The sequence below is a fragment of the Thalassobaculum sp. genome (genome assembly GCF_965223715.1).
Classification (GTDB): domain Bacteria; phylum Pseudomonadota; class Alphaproteobacteria; order Thalassobaculales; family Thalassobaculaceae; genus Thalassobaculum.
In genome coordinates this window covers 2949974-2966769 of record NZ_OZ245012.1, presented here as the reverse complement: position 1 = coordinate 2966769, position 16796 = coordinate 2949974, and the positions used below count along the sequence as shown (strand labels likewise).

Below are 16796 nucleotides of genomic sequence, written 5' to 3'. Positions count from 1 at the left end.
GGGCTTGGACGCTGCGCTATGGGAACGAACGGAATGGCCGCCGGGTGGCCAGCACGTCGGCACTCTCCTCGGGCGGCCGGCGGGCGAGGATCATGGTCTCCAGTTCATGGTACAGCGCGTAGAACGGCCGGTTGTCAACAAAGCTGAGCATGTGGACGTTGCCCAGGATGGCGTCGTGAAGGATCGACCCGGTCAGTTGCGCGCAGCCGGCGAAGCGCACGACGAAGAGCGGCGGCAGCAGCATGGAGGCGCTGAGGCCGAGCTCGGTGATCTCCGCCAGCTCGATCCGGCTCTTGCGGATCGGATGCGACCGGAACAGCAGTTCGTGGACGTCGCAGATGAACTGGCTGCGGTCGATCGACAGGTAGGTTTCGTACAGGGTGAGGGTGCTGAACGCGCCGGAACACTGCGCGATGGCCTTCTCGACGACGGCGCTATGCTCCATGGAAGGGGTCCGAACTGGCATCAGGGGGCGACCGTCGGGGAACCGTATAGGACCGGTGCGGCGGTTTGCAATCGTCGCCGTATGTTGCCTCAAATCCCCATGATCGCTAGGATCATGTCCAGGACTTTTCAAGACTCGCGAGCCTCGTATGGAATTTCTGCTCACAGCGACGACCACGTTCGCGGGGACTCTGCTGGCCCTCGGATTCATCGAGGTCACGGCGGAGAACCTGGCGATCTGGAACAGCGAGCATGTGTCCGGTTACTTCTGGAACATCGAGCCCGATCCGACGGGTACGGAGGCGGAGCGTCTCGCGTTCGAGATGGCCGGCACCCCCTTGGCGCGCTCGGACATGGAACTCTGTCGCATCATCGACCAGAACTGACGGCGCGGCCGGGGGAACAGCATCATGACATTCGTCGCCACGGTTTCGGGTTTTCTGGCGGCCCAGTTCGTCGCCGCCCTCTACTCCGAGCAGTTCGCGGAGTGGTGGATGTACGGCTACGAGCGCGGCTTCTACGCTGAGGTCGCCGCACCGGCGACGGTGACGCCCGGCCAGATCACGCTGGGCGACAAGGAACTGATCACGAACTACTGCGCGGCCGCCCAGTGGGAGCATGTGTCCTCGCTCCGGGCGGAGCTCGGCGGATGAGCTAGAGACCGCCGCCCGGCGGACCGGGGGATCGGCGGACCATCAGGATTGCCATGGGGGGTTATGGTGCGACTGGGTTTCTTCAAGACGATGGTGATGGCGCTTGCGGCGGTCTGCCTGATGGCGACCCCGGTGCTGGCGCAGCAGGCCGGTTCGGCAGCCGTTGACGAGGGCGTGCCGGCGCCGGCCATCGTCCAGTCCCTGGGCGACGCGCGGGACGAATCCCACACGATCAGCTCGGTGTCCGCGGCCCTCCTGGGGGCGGCGGCCGGTGCGATCGCCCTCAACGTGATCACCGGCGGTGCGGCGCTCAGCCCGATCATCGGCCTGCCGGCCTCCGACATCCTCGGCGGCACATGGCTGGCGGCGACCGGCACGCTGCCGCTGGCCGGCGAGATGGCGGTGCACACCATCACCGCGGCGACCGTCGCCTTGGGCGGCGCCATGGCGGGCATGTATTTCGCCAGCGAATGACCTCGGCGGCGGCCCTCCCGGCCGCCCCGCGCACAAGACAGTCACGCATATCGGACAGCAGAGACCGACAGGGAGAAGTGCCATGACAAATCTTCTGAAATTCGCCAGGGGTCTGGTGGTCGCCCTCGGGCTCGTTTTCGTCGCCGCCACCGGCGCGAAGGCGCAGGCCATCCAGCCGATCGTCCCGGAAGCCGCCCAGGGATCCAGCTTCGACGCCTACCGGGCGGTCGCCATCACCGCCGGCGTGGTTGGCGGTGCCGTGATCGCCACCATCGTCACCGACGGGCTCATCCTGCCGGTCTACGGCACGCTCACCGGCTCGAGCATCGGGGCGCTGGGCCAGGGCAACGCCTTCGCGCTGGTCCACTCCCAGGGCTACGCGCTGTTCCGCGGCAGCATGCGGCTGCTCGGCGCGGTCAGCGGCGGTCTCTACGCCGACGCCTGGTACACCGGCGAGTAACACCGGCCCGGCCGGAAACAGACCTTCGGCGGTCAGCCCGCGCGCGAAAGCCGCGCGCTGATCGCCGCCACGACTTCGGCGACCGGCGTGTCGGCCGTATCGACGATGACCGTCCGGCCGGGGGCCAGGTCCTTCAGCACCGCGATCGCCTCCGAAGTGTCGTAGTACCGGGATTCCTCCACGACGATGGCCGCGGCCGAGGCGACCGCCGTCAGGTCGGCGTCGGCCTCCGCGAGCAGGCGGGCGAGCCGGCCCATCGTCGCCTCCGACATCAGCGTCCCGACCTCGTGCTCGCGCAGCACGCGCAGGTAATCCGACGCGCCACCGGACTCCTCCAGCGGTTCGCCCGCGGCCAGCGAGGCCCGGTCGAACGGATCGCCGCGCAGGCTGAGCCGGGCGACCCGGACCTCGGGCGGAGCGACCAGCACGGCGAAGACGGCGTTCGGCAGGCGGGCCGCCGCCGCCGTCTCGGCCGGTCCGCGCACCCCGTCGAACACCAGCCAGCCTCCGGCAAGCCGTTCCCGTGCGGTCGTCTGATCGACGGTCAGCCGCTCCAGCACGTCGCCCATCCCGCCCGGATGGGCGTCGCGGAAGGCCGCGGTCAGGCGGAACCGCTCGATCCGGTCGGACACCCTGCGGGCGGGATCGCCGGTCATCGCCGGCAGGATGATCCGGTCGGTGACGGCCCGGCGGTCCGGCAGCACGGCCCTTACCGCGCCGCCCTGGGCGAGCGCGTCAACGGTGGCCGACTTGCCCGACCCGGTGAGGCCGACGAAGATCACCATCCTTGCCGTGGCCAGGGACTGCCGCCCGGCCGGTGCGGTGCCCGGGGGAAGCGAGAAATCGGCCGCCACATCCTCGGCACTGAGCCAGATGACCGGATCGGTGGAAATTCCAGACGACATGGCCGCTCCGCGATTGATCAGGGCGTCCTCCGACCGATTTTCGGTGACCCTCGGTCACTTACACCCGCGACCGTCGAGCCGCGATCGTGGTAGAACGCTTCCAGGAAACTGGCGCAGTGAATCACTCTTGGTGCGCCGGTGCAATTGCGCGGTCAAACGGGCACGCGCGCATGATCGGGGAAGCCGGGACGGGCCCGGCGGGAGGTAGTCGATGCAGGCAGAAGCCATGCGGGCCGAAACGGCCGAGACCGTCGGAATAGAAGCGGTTCCCCTGACCCCCTTCCTGGGCGCGGAAATCACCGGCCTGGACCTGTCGCGGGAGGTCACGCCGGAAGAGGCGGCGCGGGTGCGCGAGCTGTTCTTCCGCCACCAGGTGATCGCCGTCCGCGGCCAGGACATCGCGCCGGAGGGGTTCATCCGCTTCGCCGAGATCTTCGGGGCGATCGAGCCGTTCTTCATCAGCTCCTATAACCACCCCGAGCACCCGCAGATCTATGTGCTGTCCAATGTGCGCAAGGACGGCAAGCCGATCGGTCGCGACGGCGCCGGAACCCACTGGCACAGCGACAGCACCTTCGTGGAGAAGCCGAGCAGCGTGACCCTGCTGCAGGGGGTCGAGGTGCCGGCACGGGGCGGCGATACGCTCTTCGCCAACATGTACGACGCCTATGACCGGCTGGACGCGGAGACCAAGGCGCTGATCGACGGCCGCCGGGCGATCCACCGCTACCAGCGCAAGGAGTTCGTGTTCTCCGGCGACCGCGAGCTGAGTGCCGCCGAGAAGGCGGAGATCGAGGAGCTGAAGCGCATCCGTCAGGCGGAGGAGGCGGCGACCGCCCCGTCGCCGACGGCACAGAAGAGCAACAAGGTCCCCGAGCAGCGCCATCCGGTCGCCCGCACCCATCCGGTGACCGGACGCAAGGCGCTGTACCTGAACGACGAGATGATGGTCGGCATCGAGGGGCTCGACGACGCGGTCGCCGTGCCGCTGCTGCGCCGGCTCTGCGAGGAGGCGACCACGCCGGAGCACGTCCTGCGCTTCAAGTGGCGCAAGGGCGACCTGGTGGCCTGGGACAACGCCTCGATCATCCACTCGGCCACGTTCACGCCGCCGGACCAGCCGCGGATCATGCACCGCCTGACGATCGAAGGCGGCGTGCCCGTTTGACATCGTCGGCAGGGATGAAACGAGACCGTCCATGATCCTTCGGGTACTCATTGTTCTGGTGTTCGGGCTTGTCGCGGGCCGTGCGGTGGCCGCCGAGCGGCCGGTATTGGACTGGGTCGTCTATGACGAGGCGACCCTGAGCACCTACGACGTCGACACCGATGCCGGCGATACCGCCCGCCATGTCGCCATCCCCCGGGACGGGGCCGAGGGGGCGAAGCGGGTGATGCTGCTGATCCCCAGCCGGTCGGTGGAGGCCTATACGCTGGCGGTCAATACGATCCTGCAGGTCTTCGCCCGCCGCCAGGTGCCGGCCCGGTTCGACATCTGGTACTACGACAATGACGAGGCGGTCGCGATGGAGGCGCTGCGCTGGTCCTACGACCAGCCGGTGGACCTGATCATGTCGGCCGGGTCCTCGGCGACGTCCTTCCTGCGGGCGCATCACAGCGGCCACACGATCCCGGCGGTGACCAGCGCGTCGAAGGACCCGATCGCCTCGGGCCATCTGAGCGATCCGTCCGGCAGCGGCACCAACATCGCCTATACCTCGATCAACGTGGAGACCGGCACGCTGGTCGCCTATCTGCGCCGGCTGATCCCCGACCTGACCACGATCGGGGTGGTCTATTCGGAGAATAACGAGAGCGCGATCCTGACCCAGGTGAACCCGCTCAAGGCGGCCGCCAAGACGCTCGGGCTGGAGATCGTCGATGTCACGGTGACCGGCCGCGGCTCGGCCGAGGCGGAGCTGGAGGAGAATCTGCCGGCGGCGCTGGCACGGATCGAGGAGCTGGACCCGGGACACCAGAAAAGCATCCTGCTGATCACCGGCTCGACCGCGGTCTACGAGCGCATTTCCCAGATCAACCGCCATGCGGGCCGGGTGCCGGTCGTCTCCATGCTGCCCGACATCGTGCGGGCGGGCGAGGAGTCCGCGCTGCTGTCCATCGGCGTGAACATGACGAGCGCGTTGACGCTGGCCGCGGTCTACGCGGTCGACGTGGTGACGGGTGCCGCCAAACCGGGCGACCTGCCGGTCGGCACGGTGGCACCACCGGATCTGGCGATCAACTTCCTGATCGCGGATCGGATCGGGGTGAAGATCCCATTCTCTTTCCTGGAGTCTTCGACCTTCGTATACGATCTCGACGGACGCCAGGTGGTGGCATTCGGCCAGCGGGTGTTCTGAACGCAGGAACCGGGACCGGGTGGTCTCGGGCATTAGGGGCGGGTTCCGTCGCAGGGGCGGAACGCGTGGAGAGGTCGACCGGATGGCGCATCCAGGACTGGAGCGCGTCGGTCGAGGCGACGAGGAGGATTCGCGCGGTGTTGGATAATATCCTGACGATCCCGGCCCTGGCGGTCGGAGCGTTCTTTGCGGTTTCGTACTTCATCAGTCCGGACACCATCGTCATTCAGAACATCTCGGTGCCGCCGAGCCTGGAGGACCAGGGTTACTCGGAGGCCGTCGCCACCACGATGCTGTCGGACAGCGTCGCCCGGATCAGCGATGAGGCCGGCACCAACCGCGGCGCCTATGTCGCCGAGGAAACCGCCCAGGCGAAGTCGGTCGAGGCCCTGAGCGACTGGTTCGGGCTGGCCCAGCCGATCCGTGCGACCCAGGTGGCGCTCGGCTTCCTGCCCTATTCCTTCTCCGGCGAGTTCGTCGAGGATGGCGAGGAACTGGTGCTGCGGATCCGCGGCCAGTCCTCGGAATACTGGCACTTCCTGCTGGAGAAGCGCGGCACGAAGGACGACATCCCGGGTCTGATGAACGACGCGGCGATCGACCTCCTGAAGGAACTCGACCCGTATCTGATCGCGGTCTACCACTTCCGCCGCGAGATTCCGTCGAAGGACTTCACCAAGACCAAGGAGGCGGTCACCCACGCCCTGGTCCATGCGCCGCGCAAGAACCTGCCCTGGGTCTATGCCCTGTGGGCCCATATCCTGTTCTTCGAGGGCGACCTGGAAGGCTCGATCATGAAGAACCGCCAGGCGCTGGCGCTCGACCCGACCTTCCCGCGTCCGATGATGCGCTGGGGCGAGGCGCTGCAGACCATGGGCCTGCATGACGAGGCGATCGGCCGGTTCAAGAAGACACTGGAGATCGATCCCTACTACCCGGAGGCCCTGGTCTACTGGGCGGACTCGCTGATCGCCCAGGGCCAGATCAAGGAAGCCGGCCTGAAGCTCCGCGAGGCCTATGACATGGCACCGGACTTCCCGCGGATCGTCCATGCCTACGGCATGTACCACGCCGAGCATGGCAACAAGGTGCGGGCGGCCGACATCCTGCGCCGGGCGGTGGAACTCGATGACGGGCACAACGAGAAGTTCGTGCGCGACCTGCGCAAGGTCCAGCTCATGATCGAGCCGCGGCTGAAGGACATCGAAACCGACAAGGGCACGCCCGCGCCGGCAGCCGCCGACACGACCACCAAGAGCGGGTGAGCGGGCCTTGCCCGCCGCCTGACACCTTCCGTATGACGCCCGGCCTTGGGTGTCGCGCGGGCGATGCCCGAGGCCGGAGACTGGAATGAACCGTTTCACTGCGATCCTACCCGGCATAGCGCTGATGGGTCTCAGCCTGCTGATGTTCGCCTATGTGGGCTATGGCGAGGCGACCCGGGTCTATACCGGCATGCGCCTCGACCGGGTCACCCAGCTCGGCGCCACCCTCCAGCACACCCTCAACCAGTTCGCCCAGAGCGGCCTTCCGCTCAACCAGTTCACCGGCTTCGAGCGTCGGGCCGAGCAGCTGGGCGATGTGGACAGCTCGATCCACACGGTGGCGCTGACCGGCGTGCGGGGCGAGACCGTGGCCTGCGTCATGGCCCACGAGCACCCCGACACGGAGGATTGCGCCGGCGAGTTCGACGTCCACGTCTCGGCCTTCCACGGCCACGCCGACCCGGAAGGGGGCGAGGTCGCCTCGGTCGACAACGCCAAGATCCTGCGCCTGCCGGTGGCCGACAAGTTCGGCCCGGTCGGCTACCTGATGCTGCATGTGGACGGCCCGACCATCCGCGGCACCATCGACGCGGCCTTCCTGCCCGTGTTCCTGACCGCCGCCGGGCTGTTCCTGGCCTTCTCCGCGCTACAGATCCTCGTCGTGCTGAAGGGCGCGGAGGCGGCGCGGCGGTGGCTGCGGCCGACCTTCACGGCGGTGATGGTCGTGATCGTGGCGGTGCTGGTCGTCGTTATGTTCCAGCTCTACCGCAAGGGCGTGGAGGGCCAGGCCGAGGGGCTGGCGCGGTCGATGGCGGCCCGGCTGGCCGCGGTCACCGAGATCGGCATCCCCATCGGGTCCCTGAGCGGCATTCGCGACGCGCTGATCGACTACCGTCGGATCAACCCGCAGATCGCCGCCATCACGCTGACCCATGGGGACGAGGTCCTGAACCGGATCACCGACCGGGAACATGCCGGCGCCAAGGCCGGCGACGGGACCGTCTCCTTCTCGCAGCCGATCGACGCCGAGCAACACCTGACCCTGACGGCCGAACTGCCGGTCTCCGTCGTGATCGAGGCGATGGGGGCCGGCGGCCGCAACTTCGCCGCCCTGTTCTTCGGCTGCATGCTGTTCGCGACGATCTTCTTCCGGGCGGTACGGGAAGGCGGATACGGGGCGGGGACGAGCCCGGACCGGATTTCCGGCGCCGCCGGACTCGCGGTGCTTCAGCCGGCCTATTTCCTTGGGATCCTGGCGGATTCACTGGTGCTCAGCATTCTGCCGGAGCTCAGCCAGGAACGGGCGCTCGCCGAAGGTCTGTCGACCAGCCTGGTCTCGCTGCCCTTCAGCCTGTTCTTCGTCGGCCTGACCGTGGCGCTGATCCCGGCCTCGATCCTGACCGAGCGGATGGATCTGCGCACCCTGTTCATGGGCGGCGCCGCCGCCGTGGCGGGCGGCCTGTTCCTGGTCGGCGCGGTCGACTCGTTCTGGGCGCTGTGCGCCGGACGGGCGCTTGGCGGGATCGGCCAGGGCATCCTGCTGATCGCGGTGCAGGCCTATGCCTTCGAGATCGTCTCCTCGGAGGAACGGGTGCGGGCGGCGGCCGCCCAGGTGCTCGGCTACAACGGCGGACTGATCGTCGGCACCGGCATCGGCGGGCTGCTGGCCGTCTTCATGGACGACGCCAATTTCGTGCTGCTGGCCGGCCTGGTGGCCGTGGTGTCGCTGTTCTACATCCGCTTCGTCCTGCCGCCCCTGGTCAAGGATCAGGAACCGCAGCCGATCCGCCTGTTCGGCGACCTCAGGCGGGTGCTGGTCTTCCCCGACTTCCTGGCCCTGCTGACCATGATCGGCGTCACCTCGAAATTCGCGCTGGCCGGGGTGGCGATCTTCGCCATGCCGCTGGTGCTGCACCGGTCGGGCTACGGCGACGACGAGGTCGGCCAGGCGCTGATGGTGTTCGCCATCGTCACCTACCTGGTGACCGCCATCGCCCCGCGGCTGGTGCGGGCCCTCGGCTCCACCGACCGGGCGCTGGTGTTCGGCATGATCGCCCTGGCCATGGGCATGGCCGGGCTGGGTCTGGTGACAGGGGTGGGCGACGGGGCCGTGCCGCACTGGCTGCTGGCGCTGTCGGTCGATGTCCAGGCGGCGCTCGAGGCGATCCCGCTGTCGGTGGCCAGCGGTGCCGCCATCGGCCTCTCGGTGGCCCTGCTCGGCGTGGGACAGGGGCTGATCGCTGCGCCCATCATCGCCCGGGTCGCCGCCGGCGGGGCGGCCGGCGCGGTCGGCCGCGACCGGACCATCGCCGTCTACCGGATCCTGGAGCGGATCGGCCATATCTCCGGCCCGGCCCTGGTCGGCCTGCTGCTGGTCGCGGCGTCCGACAATCCGGCGGCTCTGGCGGCTCTGGGGATCGGCTATGGGGTTCTGGCGGTCCTGTACGGGCTCGCCAGCTTCGCCATGCGGCAGCGGGCGACGGCCTGAACCGGCGTCAGTTTCCGGCGGCGAGCCCGCCCTCGCGGGCGGCGTCGGCGATCAGGGCATCGACCCGCTCGATCGACAGCTCCCCCCCGTCTCCGGCCTCCTTCACCTTGCGGGTGACCGCCTTGAGGACGGCGAGCGGCAGGCTGTAGCCCAGCGCTTCGGAGCGCACGCGGATGGCGTTCCAGCCGGTCAGGCGGTGGCCGATGGAGATCTGCCGGTCGAGGCCGAAATCCGCCGGGTCCAGGGCCTCGTAGGCGCGGGGGTCGTTGTAGACCGCCTTGGTATGCAGGCCGGCCTTGTGGCTGAACGCGGTCTCGCCGACCAGCACGTCGTTGAACGGCACCTCCACCCCGGCCAGGGACGCCACCCGGTGGCACAGGGCGGGCAGGGAGGGTAGGTCGAACCGGGCGCGGGTGGCCTCCGGATCGGCGGCGTAGAGCACGGCGACCAGCCCTTCCAGCGAGGTTATGCCGTTGCGCTCGCCGATCCCGAGCACGGTGGTGTTGATGAAGCCGGCACCGGCCTGGGCCGCGGCGTGGGCATTGGCGATGGCGCAGCCGATATCGTTGTGGCCGTGGAACTCCACCGGCGTCCCGGTCAGGCGGGACACCAGGCCCACCACCTCGGACACCCGGTCGGGCGTGGCCGCCCCGGTGGTGTCGGCGATGCCCAGCCGGTCGAACAGCTTCAGTTCCGACAGCGGCAGGTAGACGTTCAGCAGGTCGTTCAGCGGGCAGCGGAAGGCATCCTCGCTGGAAAAGCGCAGGGTGATCTCCGGCGCGCGCTTGCGCACGTATTCGCCGATCTCGGCGGCGGTGCGGACCACCTCGGGGATCGCCTGGCCGTGGCTGGCGCGGCGCAGGATCGGCGAGATCGCCATCACCATGTTCAACGCGCCGACCCCGCTGTCGAGGGCGATGTCCACGTCGTCGCGGTGGCAGCGGATATGGGCCGCGACCGTCACCGGCAGGTTGGCCGACGCGATCCGGGCGGCGTCGTCGCGGGAGCGCGGGCTCGCCGCCGGGGAGGTGACCTCCAGGAAGGTGATGCCGAACTCGCTCAGCGCATGGGCCAGTTCCAGCTTCGCGTCGGAGGAGAAGTCGGCGCGCGCGAATTGCTCACCTTCGCGCAGCGTGGTGTCGATAATGGTGACAGTCTCGAGAGGCACGGAACCCTCTGGGGCCGGAGAGGAGGAGAGGCGCAGGGTACTCGACTCGCGGCCGGTTGTCGCGGGGATCCCGCGTCCCGGTTCTGTGGTTTGAGGGTGGCCGTGTTGGCGCCTGGGCTCAGCGCCGGCCGTCGAGATCCCACGCACCTGTCGGTCCGGTGCCGCGGAAATGGGATGCGATCTCGTCCCGGCTGGCGCGGCAGGCGGCCAGGTAGTCGGCGTCGCGGTACCGGCCTTCCGCCCGTGCCGCCTCCACCATGGCGAAGGGATCGCCCTCGGCGCCGATCAGCGGATCAGGGCTGGACCGTTTGATCCGGTACAGCGCCTGAACCTTCTCCGCGGGCGGCGGAGGAAGGGTGGACAGGAACGCCAGGGTCGGCCGCATCCGCTGGAGCCGGATCAGCGTGGTGACCTGGCCCGATCCCGGCTCGATCCAGGCCGCGCCGCTGTCGGAGACGCAGATCATGGGAAAATACGGGGCCAGGGCGGGAAAGACCGTGTTCCGGTAGATCTCGACCCCCCAGTACCGCCGGGCCGTGGCGGCGAAATGGGCGAGGCTCGCCACCGGCACCATTCCGGCGGCCTCGATGGGCAGGATCTCGACCTTCGGCTTGGTGACCGTGACCGTATCGTTGGCCACGTCGACATAGAGCGGGCCGAGCTGGATCGCGTTCTGGAAGTAGGACTCGCGCAGCACCCCCCAGATCTTGCCCCCGATCCCGCCCTCGGCGATGAAGCGGTGCAGGGCCCGGGAGACGGGGCAGTCCGGGCGCTGGATCCGGGCGACCAGGTCGGTGAAGACGGCATCGCGGATCTCCAGGCAGCGGCCCAGGGGATAGGGCTTGCCGGCGAAGTCCGGGTAGCGCGCCGCCAGCTCCTCGTCCGCCCGCAGCCGAAGCGCGTAGAGCAGGGCCTGGAGCCCGTCCAGATCGTTCAGATAGGCCCGTGCGAGCCGCCGCTGCCGGGCGCCGGGATGGATCGGCTGGCGCGGCAGGTCCGCGGTGTCCGAGCCGTCCCGCGGCTCCAGCCAGACCGGCGGCGCCCAGATCGGCGTCGCCGCGATGGCCGTCCAGGCATGGCTGCGCATCGCGTCCGTCATCGCCGGGCGGGAAGGCGAGACCGGACGCGGTCGGCGGTCGGTCGGGCGCATGGGGAGAGGCGGTCGGTCATGCGGCGAGACTAGGCCACGGCGAGGGGGGACGGGCAAGCCGGGATGGCGATTGGCGCAGCGGGATGGGACCGGCAGCGGGAGCGGGTCGCTTCGAGATCTCGCTAAACGTTAAAAGGTCAATATGAATTAGAGATAATGGTGTTGAATTAACCGTATTGACGCTCATCACAGATTGTCACCTAGCATACCATTCTCGCATTGATTTTGATCAAACCGCAGAAACCCGCAATGGGTCCGGTGGGGAACCGATGCCGTCGTTTCCCTCAATGCGACGTAGGCCCGTCAGAGGCCGCTTGCAGGAGACGCAACCATGACAAGCAGGAACACGACTCGCCGTGCGTTTCTCGCCGGGACCGCTCTGGTCGCCGGTGCCACTTTGGCTGCTCCGTTCATCCGTTCCGCCCATGCGGCGGGCAAGCTGTCGATCGGCTTCTGGGACCACTGGGTTCCCGGTGCCAACGACACCCTGACCAAGCTCTGCAACGAGTGGGCGGAGAAGGAAAAGGTCGAGATCCAGATCGACTACATCACCTCCCAGGGCAACAAGAACATCCTGACCGCCGCCGCCGAAATGCAGGCCCGGGCCGGTCACGACATCCTGCAGCTGCCGACCTGGCAGCCGATCGACAAGGCGCCGGCGCTGGAGCCGATGGACGACCTGATGGCCGACCTCATCGCGGCCAATGGCGACGTCAACGACACGGTGAAGTATCTCGGCCAGGCCGACGGCCACTGGGTCGCGGTCCCGGCCACCACGGGCAGCCAGATCAAGGGCCCGTGCAGCCGCATAGACCTGCTGAAGCAGCATGCCGGCGTCGACATTCAGGCGATCTATCCGGCAGGCTCGGCGCCCAAGGACGATGACTGGACCCTCGACGCCTTCATCCAGGCGGCCGAGAAGTGCCATGCGGGCGGCAACCCGTTCGGCATAGGCCTCGGCGTGACCACGGACAGCATCGACGCGGTGGGCGCCTTCTTCCACGCCTTCGGCGCCGATCTGGCCGATGCCAACGGCGACCCGACGGTGGGCACCGACAACGTGAAGCAGGCGCTCGACTACATGAAGCGTCTGTCCGCCGTGCTGCCGGGCGACGTGGCGGCTTGGGACGACGCCTCGAACAACAAGTTCCTGGTGTCCGGTCAGGCGTCCATGATCATGAACCCGCCCAGCGCCTGGGCGGTGGCCAAGCGCGACGCGATGCAGGTGGCCGAGCAGTGCTGGACCCACGGCATGCCGAAGGGACCGAACGGCCGTTTCGCGCCGTATCTGCCCTACTTCCTCGGCCTGTGGGAGTTCTCGGAGAACAAGTCGGCGGCGAAGAGCCTGATCCGCTACATCTCCCAGCGCTCCTCCGTTGAGCAGCTCGTGAAGGCGTCGGCCGGCTACGACCTGCCGAGCTTCGCCGGCCTGACCGACTTCCCGGTCTGGTCCGAGGAGGGACCGCCCAAGGGCACCCTCTACCACTATCCGGACCCGCATCACCGCCAGACCCTGTCCATCGCCGGCGCGCCGGCCCCGGCCAACATCGCCTATCAGATCTACAACCAGGGTCTGCAGACGAAGATGGTGGTTCGCTACGCGCAGGGCGAGAGCATGGACAGCGTCCTGTCCTGGGCGGAGTCGGAGCTCGAGGGCTACATGCGCGGGTGATCCCCGCATCGACGGGCCGGGCGGTCTCCCAGGAGGTCGCCCGGCGCCCCGTCCTCTCCCCCAAGCGTCCATAGCCCGTGGCGGGTCAGCCTGAACCGGCACGCCAAGAATGCCGGCCGACAATCCTGAAGACGACAGGCCCCGCGGGGTCTGACGAAGGGAGTGATCCATGGTCGATCGTGCGGTCAGTCCGGCGGATGTCGCCGTGACCCCGAAAATCTCCAGCATGCGCAAGCTCATGCAGCGCAAGTCGACAATCGCGTTCCTGATGACCCTGCCGCTGATCCTGATCATCGGAATCCTGGTGGTCTATCCGGCCTTCTACGCCATGCACCTCGCCACCCTGAACAAGGCGATGACGAAGTTCGTCGGCTTCGGGAACTTCCTGTTCCTGTTCAAGCGCGAGACGTTCTGGATGGTGGTGGAGCAGTCCTGCATCTTCGCCATCAGCGCCGTCATCTTCAAAGCGCTCATCGGCTTCTTCGTCGCCCATTTCGTCCACGCCATTCCGGCCAAGGGACAGCGCAAGTGGCGCGGCATGCTGCTGGTGCCCTGGGTCATTCCGCCGGCGATGTCGACGCTCGCCTGGTTCTGGCTGTTCGACCCGTCCTACAGCGCCCTGAACTGGCTGCTCGAGCGCATGGGCTTCGAGGCGATCGCCTGGCTCGGCGACTACGGCTGGGCCCGGTTCTGCGTGATCCTGGTCAACATCTGGTACGGCGCGCCGTTCTTCATGATCATGTATCTGGCGGCGCTCAAGTCCGTGCCCGAGCAGCTCTACGAGGCGGCCGAGATCGACGGTGCCAACTGGTGGCAGCGGCTGTGGTACGTGACCCTGCCGATGATGCGCAACATCATCGCCATCACGGTCATGTTCTCGCTGATCGTCACCTTCGCCAATTTCGACATCGTCCGGGTGCTCACCGCCGGCGGGCCGATCGACAAGACCCACGTCTTCGCGACCTGGTCCTTCCTGCTCGGCATCCAGGGCGGCGACATTCCGCTCGGCGCGGCCGTGTCGCTCTTCATGCTGCCGATCCTGGGCGTCGCCGCGATCTTCATTCTGCGGGACGTGAACAAGCGGGGGAACGAATCCTGATGGCCACGATGACAAATCCTGGGACTGATCCCGGCGGCCCGACCCGCCCCGTGCGCTACGGCAGCATCCAGAAGAACCGCCGACAGGCGATGGTGCTGTCGTACTTCTTCCTCGTCCTGTTCGTAATCTTCTTCCTGATGCCGCCGGTCTACATGCTGCTGACCGGCCTGAAGTCGAGCGGGGAGATCGCCGAGGCCGCGAACCCCTGGTGGGTGTTCAGCCCGACCCTGGACAACTTCAAGGCGCTGCTGACCTCGCCGCAGTTTCTGACCTTCTTCTGGAACTCGACGGTGGTGGCGGTGCTGGTGGTGGCGATCACCATGGTGGTCTCCGTTCTGGCGGCCTTCGCCCTGTCCCGGATGAAGTTCTGGGGCTCGACCACGCTCGCGACTGGGGTGTTCCTCTGCTACCTGATCCCGGACACCCTGCTGTTCATCCCGCTGTTCAAGATGTTCGCGATCTTCCATCAGGTCACGGGCATCCAACTCCTGAACTCCTGGGTGGCGCTGGTGGTGATCTATCCGACTCTCACGGTGCCGTTCTGCACCTGGATCATGATCGGCTACTTCGCCAGCATCCCGAAGGAACTGGACGAGGCGGCCCTGATCGACGGGGCGAACTACATCCAGATGCTCACCCGGATCTTCATCCCGGTGGCGCTGCCCGGGATCATCGCGGCCACGATCTTCGCCTTCACCGTCGCCTGGGCGCAGTTCCTCTATCCGCTGGCCTTCACCACCTCCACCGACCAGCTCGTGCTGCCTGTCGGCATCGTGACCACCCTGATCAAGGGCGACGTCTTCAACTGGGGTCAGATCATGGCCGGCGCTCTGATCGCCGCGGCCCCGCCGCTGATCATCTACGCCTTCCTGATGGACTACTACATCGCCGGTCTGACCGCCGGCGCGACCAAAGGCTGAACGGGCGCTCCATGCCCATGGAAATCTAGAGGGAGGCTCGAATGGCCGAAGTGAATCTGCGTCAGGTGGTCAAGAAATACGACGACACCCTGGCGGTGCGGGGCATCGACCTGTCGATCGCCGACAAGGAGTTCGTGGTGCTGGTCGGCCCGTCCGGGTGCGGGAAGTCCACCACCCTGCGGATGATCGCCGGGCTGGAGGAGATCTCCGACGGCGACATCGCCATCGGCGGTCTGGTGGTCAACGACGTGCCGCCGAAGGATCGGGATATCGCCATGGTGTTCCAGAACTACGCCCTGTATCCGCACATGACCGTGCACGAGAACATGTCCTTCGGGCTGCGCCTGAAGCGGGTGCCGAAGGCGGAGATCGACAGCCGGGTGGAGAACGCGGCCCGGATCCTCGACATCACCGAACTGCTGCAGCGCAAGCCCAAGCAGCTCTCCGGCGGCCAGCGCCAGCGCGTCGCCATGGGCCGGGCCATCGTGCGCGACCCCAAGGTGTTCCTGTTCGACGAGCCGCTGTCCAACCTGGACGCCAAGCTGCGGGTGCAGATGCGCACCGAAATCAAGAAGGTGCACCAGAAGGTCCGCACCACCACGGTCTACGTCACCCATGACCAGGTGGAGGCCATGACCCTGGCCGACCGGGTGGTGGTGATGAACGGCGGGCTGATCGAGCAGGTCGGCACGCCGAACGAGCTGTACCACCATCCCAAGACCCGCTTCGTCGCCGGCTTCATCGGCTCGCCGGCGATGAACTTCATCCCCTGCAGCCTGGACAAGGCGGCGGACGGGCTGGTGGTGACCATCGCCGGTGGCATCCGCTTCCCGGTCCCCGCCGCCCGGACCGAGCGCTACAAGCAGTATGCCGGGCGCGGCAACCTGCGGCTCGGTCTGCGCCCGGAGCACATCACCGAAGAGCACCGCAACACGGAGCCCGGCCAGGTGCCGTTCGAGGTGACCCTGGAGGTGATCGAGCCGATGGGGATGGAGACCCTGGTGTATTTCCAGTCCGATGGGGCGGAGGTCTGCGGCCGCACCAACCCGGCGGCCAATGCCGAGGCCGGCAAGCCGATGCGCCTGCTCGCCGACCTGAACCACATGCATCTGATCGACGATGAGACGGGGGTAGTTTACTGACGGCTCAGGTCCGGGAGCGGGAGCGTATGCCGGCGCTGCCCCGGAGCTTGCCCAGCGCGCCGGCCACACTGTCCGACGGCGTCGCATGTCCGGTCCAGGGAACGAGCAGCACGGACCTCGAGGCAGGCCCCGGTAGCCGGGACAGTCCGAGAATGACGACCCGCTTGCGCCGCGCGTCGGCCAGGCCGAGGAGCGGGAGCGGCAGGTCGGTGCAGGGGGCCTCGCTGGTCATCAACCGCGGACACAGGCAGATCAGGGCGTCGAAATCCTCCAGCTCGATCTGCCCCAGATGCAGTGTCTCGGCCAGCGTGTCGCGGGCATCGCGGTCATCGGCCAGCCGATTGGCCCAAGTCCCGATCCCGAGTTCGGTGGCCGACGGCACGCCCCAGACCGGCGGGCCTCCCTCGCGGGAGGCGAGCACGACCTCGCACCCCGCCTCCAGCAGCGCGTAGTAGAGGGCGGCGAAGCACTCCGCCGGATGCCAGTCGCTTCGGTCGGGCACCGGGCGTCCGGTCTCGCCCACGAGTATGACCAGTACCCTCATGCATCCCTCGCTCTGGACGGGCCGACGCTCGCCCCGTTGCGAGCTTTGCCTC

At 67.8% G+C, this 16796-nt stretch carries 17 protein-coding genes; 12 read left to right on the top strand and 5 right to left on the bottom strand.

The window, feature by feature from the left end:
* Positions 1 to 16: 16 nt before the first annotated feature.
* Entirely contained in the window at positions 17 to 445 is a 429-nt protein-coding gene (locus ACOQOP_RS13625; protein WP_420562346.1) for a hypothetical protein, read from the bottom strand.
* A 148-nt stretch (positions 446 to 593) separates the two neighbouring features.
* Here ACOQOP_RS13625 and ACOQOP_RS13620 point away from each other — a divergent pair, with 148 nt between their 5' ends.
* The 4 genes from ACOQOP_RS13620 (at position 594) to ACOQOP_RS13605 (ending at position 2031) form a co-directional block, all read left to right on the top strand.
* A complete protein-coding gene (locus tag ACOQOP_RS13620) occupies positions 594 to 830 on the top strand; it encodes a hypothetical protein (RefSeq protein ID WP_420562345.1) in 237 nt (78 codons plus the stop codon).
* 24 nt (positions 831 to 854) lie between these two features.
* Complete coding sequence (locus tag ACOQOP_RS13615) at positions 855 to 1097, top strand: hypothetical protein (RefSeq protein ID WP_420562344.1); 243 nt, start codon at positions 855 to 857, stop codon at positions 1095 to 1097.
* Positions 1098 to 1163: 66 nt separating this feature from the next.
* Positions 1164 to 1571, top strand: a complete 408-nt coding sequence (locus ACOQOP_RS13610; protein WP_420562343.1) for a hypothetical protein — start codon at positions 1164 to 1166, stop codon at positions 1569 to 1571.
* Between the two features lie 82 nt (positions 1572 to 1653).
* Entirely contained in the window at positions 1654 to 2031 is a 378-nt protein-coding gene (locus ACOQOP_RS13605; protein WP_420562342.1) for a hypothetical protein, read from the top strand.
* 32 nt (positions 2032 to 2063) lie between these two features.
* Here ACOQOP_RS13605 and ACOQOP_RS13600 read toward each other — a convergent pair whose 3' ends face one another.
* Positions 2064 to 2936: a hypothetical protein gene (locus ACOQOP_RS13600; protein ID WP_420562341.1), complete on the bottom strand. Its 873-nt coding sequence runs from the start codon at positions 2934 to 2936 to the stop codon at positions 2064 to 2066.
* 211 nt (positions 2937 to 3147) lie between these two features.
* On the opposite strand from ACOQOP_RS13600, the gene ACOQOP_RS13595 reads away from it, so the two are divergent.
* The 4 genes from ACOQOP_RS13595 (at position 3148) to ACOQOP_RS13580 (ending at position 9049) form a co-directional block, all read left to right on the top strand.
* Complete coding sequence (locus ACOQOP_RS13595) at positions 3148 to 4104, top strand: TauD/TfdA dioxygenase family protein (RefSeq protein ID WP_420562340.1); 957 nt, start codon at positions 3148 to 3150, stop codon at positions 4102 to 4104.
* Positions 4105 to 4135: 31 nt separating this feature from the next.
* Complete coding sequence (locus ACOQOP_RS13590) at positions 4136 to 5296, top strand: ABC transporter substrate binding protein (protein WP_420562339.1); 1161 nt, start codon at positions 4136 to 4138, stop codon at positions 5294 to 5296.
* A gap of 137 nt (positions 5297 to 5433) precedes the next feature.
* Complete coding sequence (locus ACOQOP_RS13585; RefSeq protein WP_420562338.1) at positions 5434 to 6561, top strand: tetratricopeptide repeat protein; 1128 nt, start codon at positions 5434 to 5436, stop codon at positions 6559 to 6561.
* An 85-nt stretch (positions 6562 to 6646) separates the two neighbouring features.
* Positions 6647 to 9049: an MFS transporter gene (locus tag ACOQOP_RS13580; protein WP_420562337.1), complete on the top strand. Its 2403-nt coding sequence runs from the start codon at positions 6647 to 6649 to the stop codon at positions 9047 to 9049.
* Positions 9050 to 9056: 7 nt separating this feature from the next.
* Here the strand turns inward: ACOQOP_RS13580 and ACOQOP_RS13575 are convergent, their stop codons facing one another.
* Positions 9057 to 10217 carry a homocitrate synthase/isopropylmalate synthase family protein gene (locus ACOQOP_RS13575; RefSeq protein WP_420562336.1) on the bottom strand — a complete coding sequence of 387 codons (1161 nt, stop codon included), beginning with the start codon at positions 10215 to 10217 and terminating at the stop codon, positions 9057 to 9059.
* Positions 10218 to 10335: 118 nt separating this feature from the next.
* On the bottom strand, positions 10336 to 11304 hold the full coding sequence (locus ACOQOP_RS13570) for a hypothetical protein (protein WP_420562335.1): 969 nt from the start codon (positions 11302 to 11304) through the stop codon (positions 10336 to 10338).
* Between the two features lie 394 nt (positions 11305 to 11698).
* On the opposite strand from ACOQOP_RS13570, the gene ACOQOP_RS13565 reads away from it, so the two are divergent.
* The 4 genes from ACOQOP_RS13565 (at position 11699) to ACOQOP_RS13550 (ending at position 16200) form a co-directional block, all read left to right on the top strand.
* Entirely contained in the window at positions 11699 to 13039 is a 1341-nt protein-coding gene (locus ACOQOP_RS13565; RefSeq protein ID WP_420562334.1) for an ABC transporter substrate-binding protein, read from the top strand.
* A gap of 169 nt (positions 13040 to 13208) precedes the next feature.
* Positions 13209 to 14138 carry a carbohydrate ABC transporter permease gene (locus tag ACOQOP_RS13560; RefSeq protein WP_420562333.1) on the top strand — a complete coding sequence of 310 codons (930 nt, stop codon included), beginning with the start codon at positions 13209 to 13211 and terminating at the stop codon, positions 14136 to 14138.
* Positions 14138 to 15058 (top strand): carbohydrate ABC transporter permease, encoded by a 921-nt coding sequence (locus tag ACOQOP_RS13555; RefSeq protein WP_420562332.1) that lies wholly within the window; start codon positions 14138 to 14140, stop codon positions 15056 to 15058. Before ACOQOP_RS13560 ends, ACOQOP_RS13555 begins: the two co-directional genes overlap by 1 nt.
* Before the next feature lie 41 nt (positions 15059 to 15099).
* Entirely contained in the window at positions 15100 to 16200 is a 1101-nt protein-coding gene (locus ACOQOP_RS13550; RefSeq protein ID WP_420562331.1) for an ABC transporter ATP-binding protein, read from the top strand.
* 4 nt (positions 16201 to 16204) lie between these two features.
* Here the strand turns inward: ACOQOP_RS13550 and ACOQOP_RS13545 are convergent, their stop codons facing one another.
* Positions 16205 to 16744, bottom strand: a complete 540-nt coding sequence (locus ACOQOP_RS13545) for a hypothetical protein (protein WP_420562330.1) — start codon at positions 16742 to 16744, stop codon at positions 16205 to 16207.
* Between the last annotated feature and the right edge of the window lie 52 nt (positions 16745 to 16796).

What these genes read in the sequence shown, in the direction of transcription:
- ACOQOP_RS13600 (WP_420562341.1), bottom strand. Translation starts at nt 2,936, where the DNA reads ATGTCGTCTGGAATTTCCACCGATCCGGTCATCTGGCTCAGTGCCGAG.
- ACOQOP_RS13590 (WP_420562339.1), top strand. Translation starts at nt 4,136, where the DNA reads ATGATCCTTCGGGTACTCATTGTTCTGGTGTTCGGGCTTGTCGCGGGC.
- ACOQOP_RS13550 (WP_420562331.1), top strand. Translation starts at nt 15,100, where the DNA reads ATGGCCGAAGTGAATCTGCGTCAGGTGGTCAAGAAATACGACGACACC.
- ACOQOP_RS13615 (WP_420562344.1), top strand. Translation starts at nt 855, where the DNA reads ATGACATTCGTCGCCACGGTTTCGGGTTTTCTGGCGGCCCAGTTCGTC.
- ACOQOP_RS13580 (WP_420562337.1), top strand. Translation starts at nt 6,647, where the DNA reads ATGAACCGTTTCACTGCGATCCTACCCGGCATAGCGCTGATGGGTCTC.
- ACOQOP_RS13555 (WP_420562332.1), top strand. Translation starts at nt 14,138, where the DNA reads ATGGCCACGATGACAAATCCTGGGACTGATCCCGGCGGCCCGACCCGC.
- ACOQOP_RS13560 (WP_420562333.1), top strand. Translation starts at nt 13,209, where the DNA reads ATGGTCGATCGTGCGGTCAGTCCGGCGGATGTCGCCGTGACCCCGAAA.
- ACOQOP_RS13595 (WP_420562340.1), top strand. Translation starts at nt 3,148, where the DNA reads ATGCAGGCAGAAGCCATGCGGGCCGAAACGGCCGAGACCGTCGGAATA.
- ACOQOP_RS13605 (WP_420562342.1), top strand. Translation starts at nt 1,654, where the DNA reads ATGACAAATCTTCTGAAATTCGCCAGGGGTCTGGTGGTCGCCCTCGGG.
- ACOQOP_RS13625 (WP_420562346.1), bottom strand. Translation starts at nt 445, where the DNA reads ATGGAGCATAGCGCCGTCGTCGAGAAGGCCATCGCGCAGTGTTCCGGC.
- ACOQOP_RS13545 (WP_420562330.1), bottom strand. Translation starts at nt 16,744, where the DNA reads ATGAGGGTACTGGTCATACTCGTGGGCGAGACCGGACGCCCGGTGCCC.
- ACOQOP_RS13570 (WP_420562335.1), bottom strand. Translation starts at nt 11,304, where the DNA reads ATGCGCAGCCATGCCTGGACGGCCATCGCGGCGACGCCGATCTGGGCG.
- ACOQOP_RS13620 (WP_420562345.1), top strand. Translation starts at nt 594, where the DNA reads ATGGAATTTCTGCTCACAGCGACGACCACGTTCGCGGGGACTCTGCTG.
- ACOQOP_RS13565 (WP_420562334.1), top strand. Translation starts at nt 11,699, where the DNA reads ATGACAAGCAGGAACACGACTCGCCGTGCGTTTCTCGCCGGGACCGCT.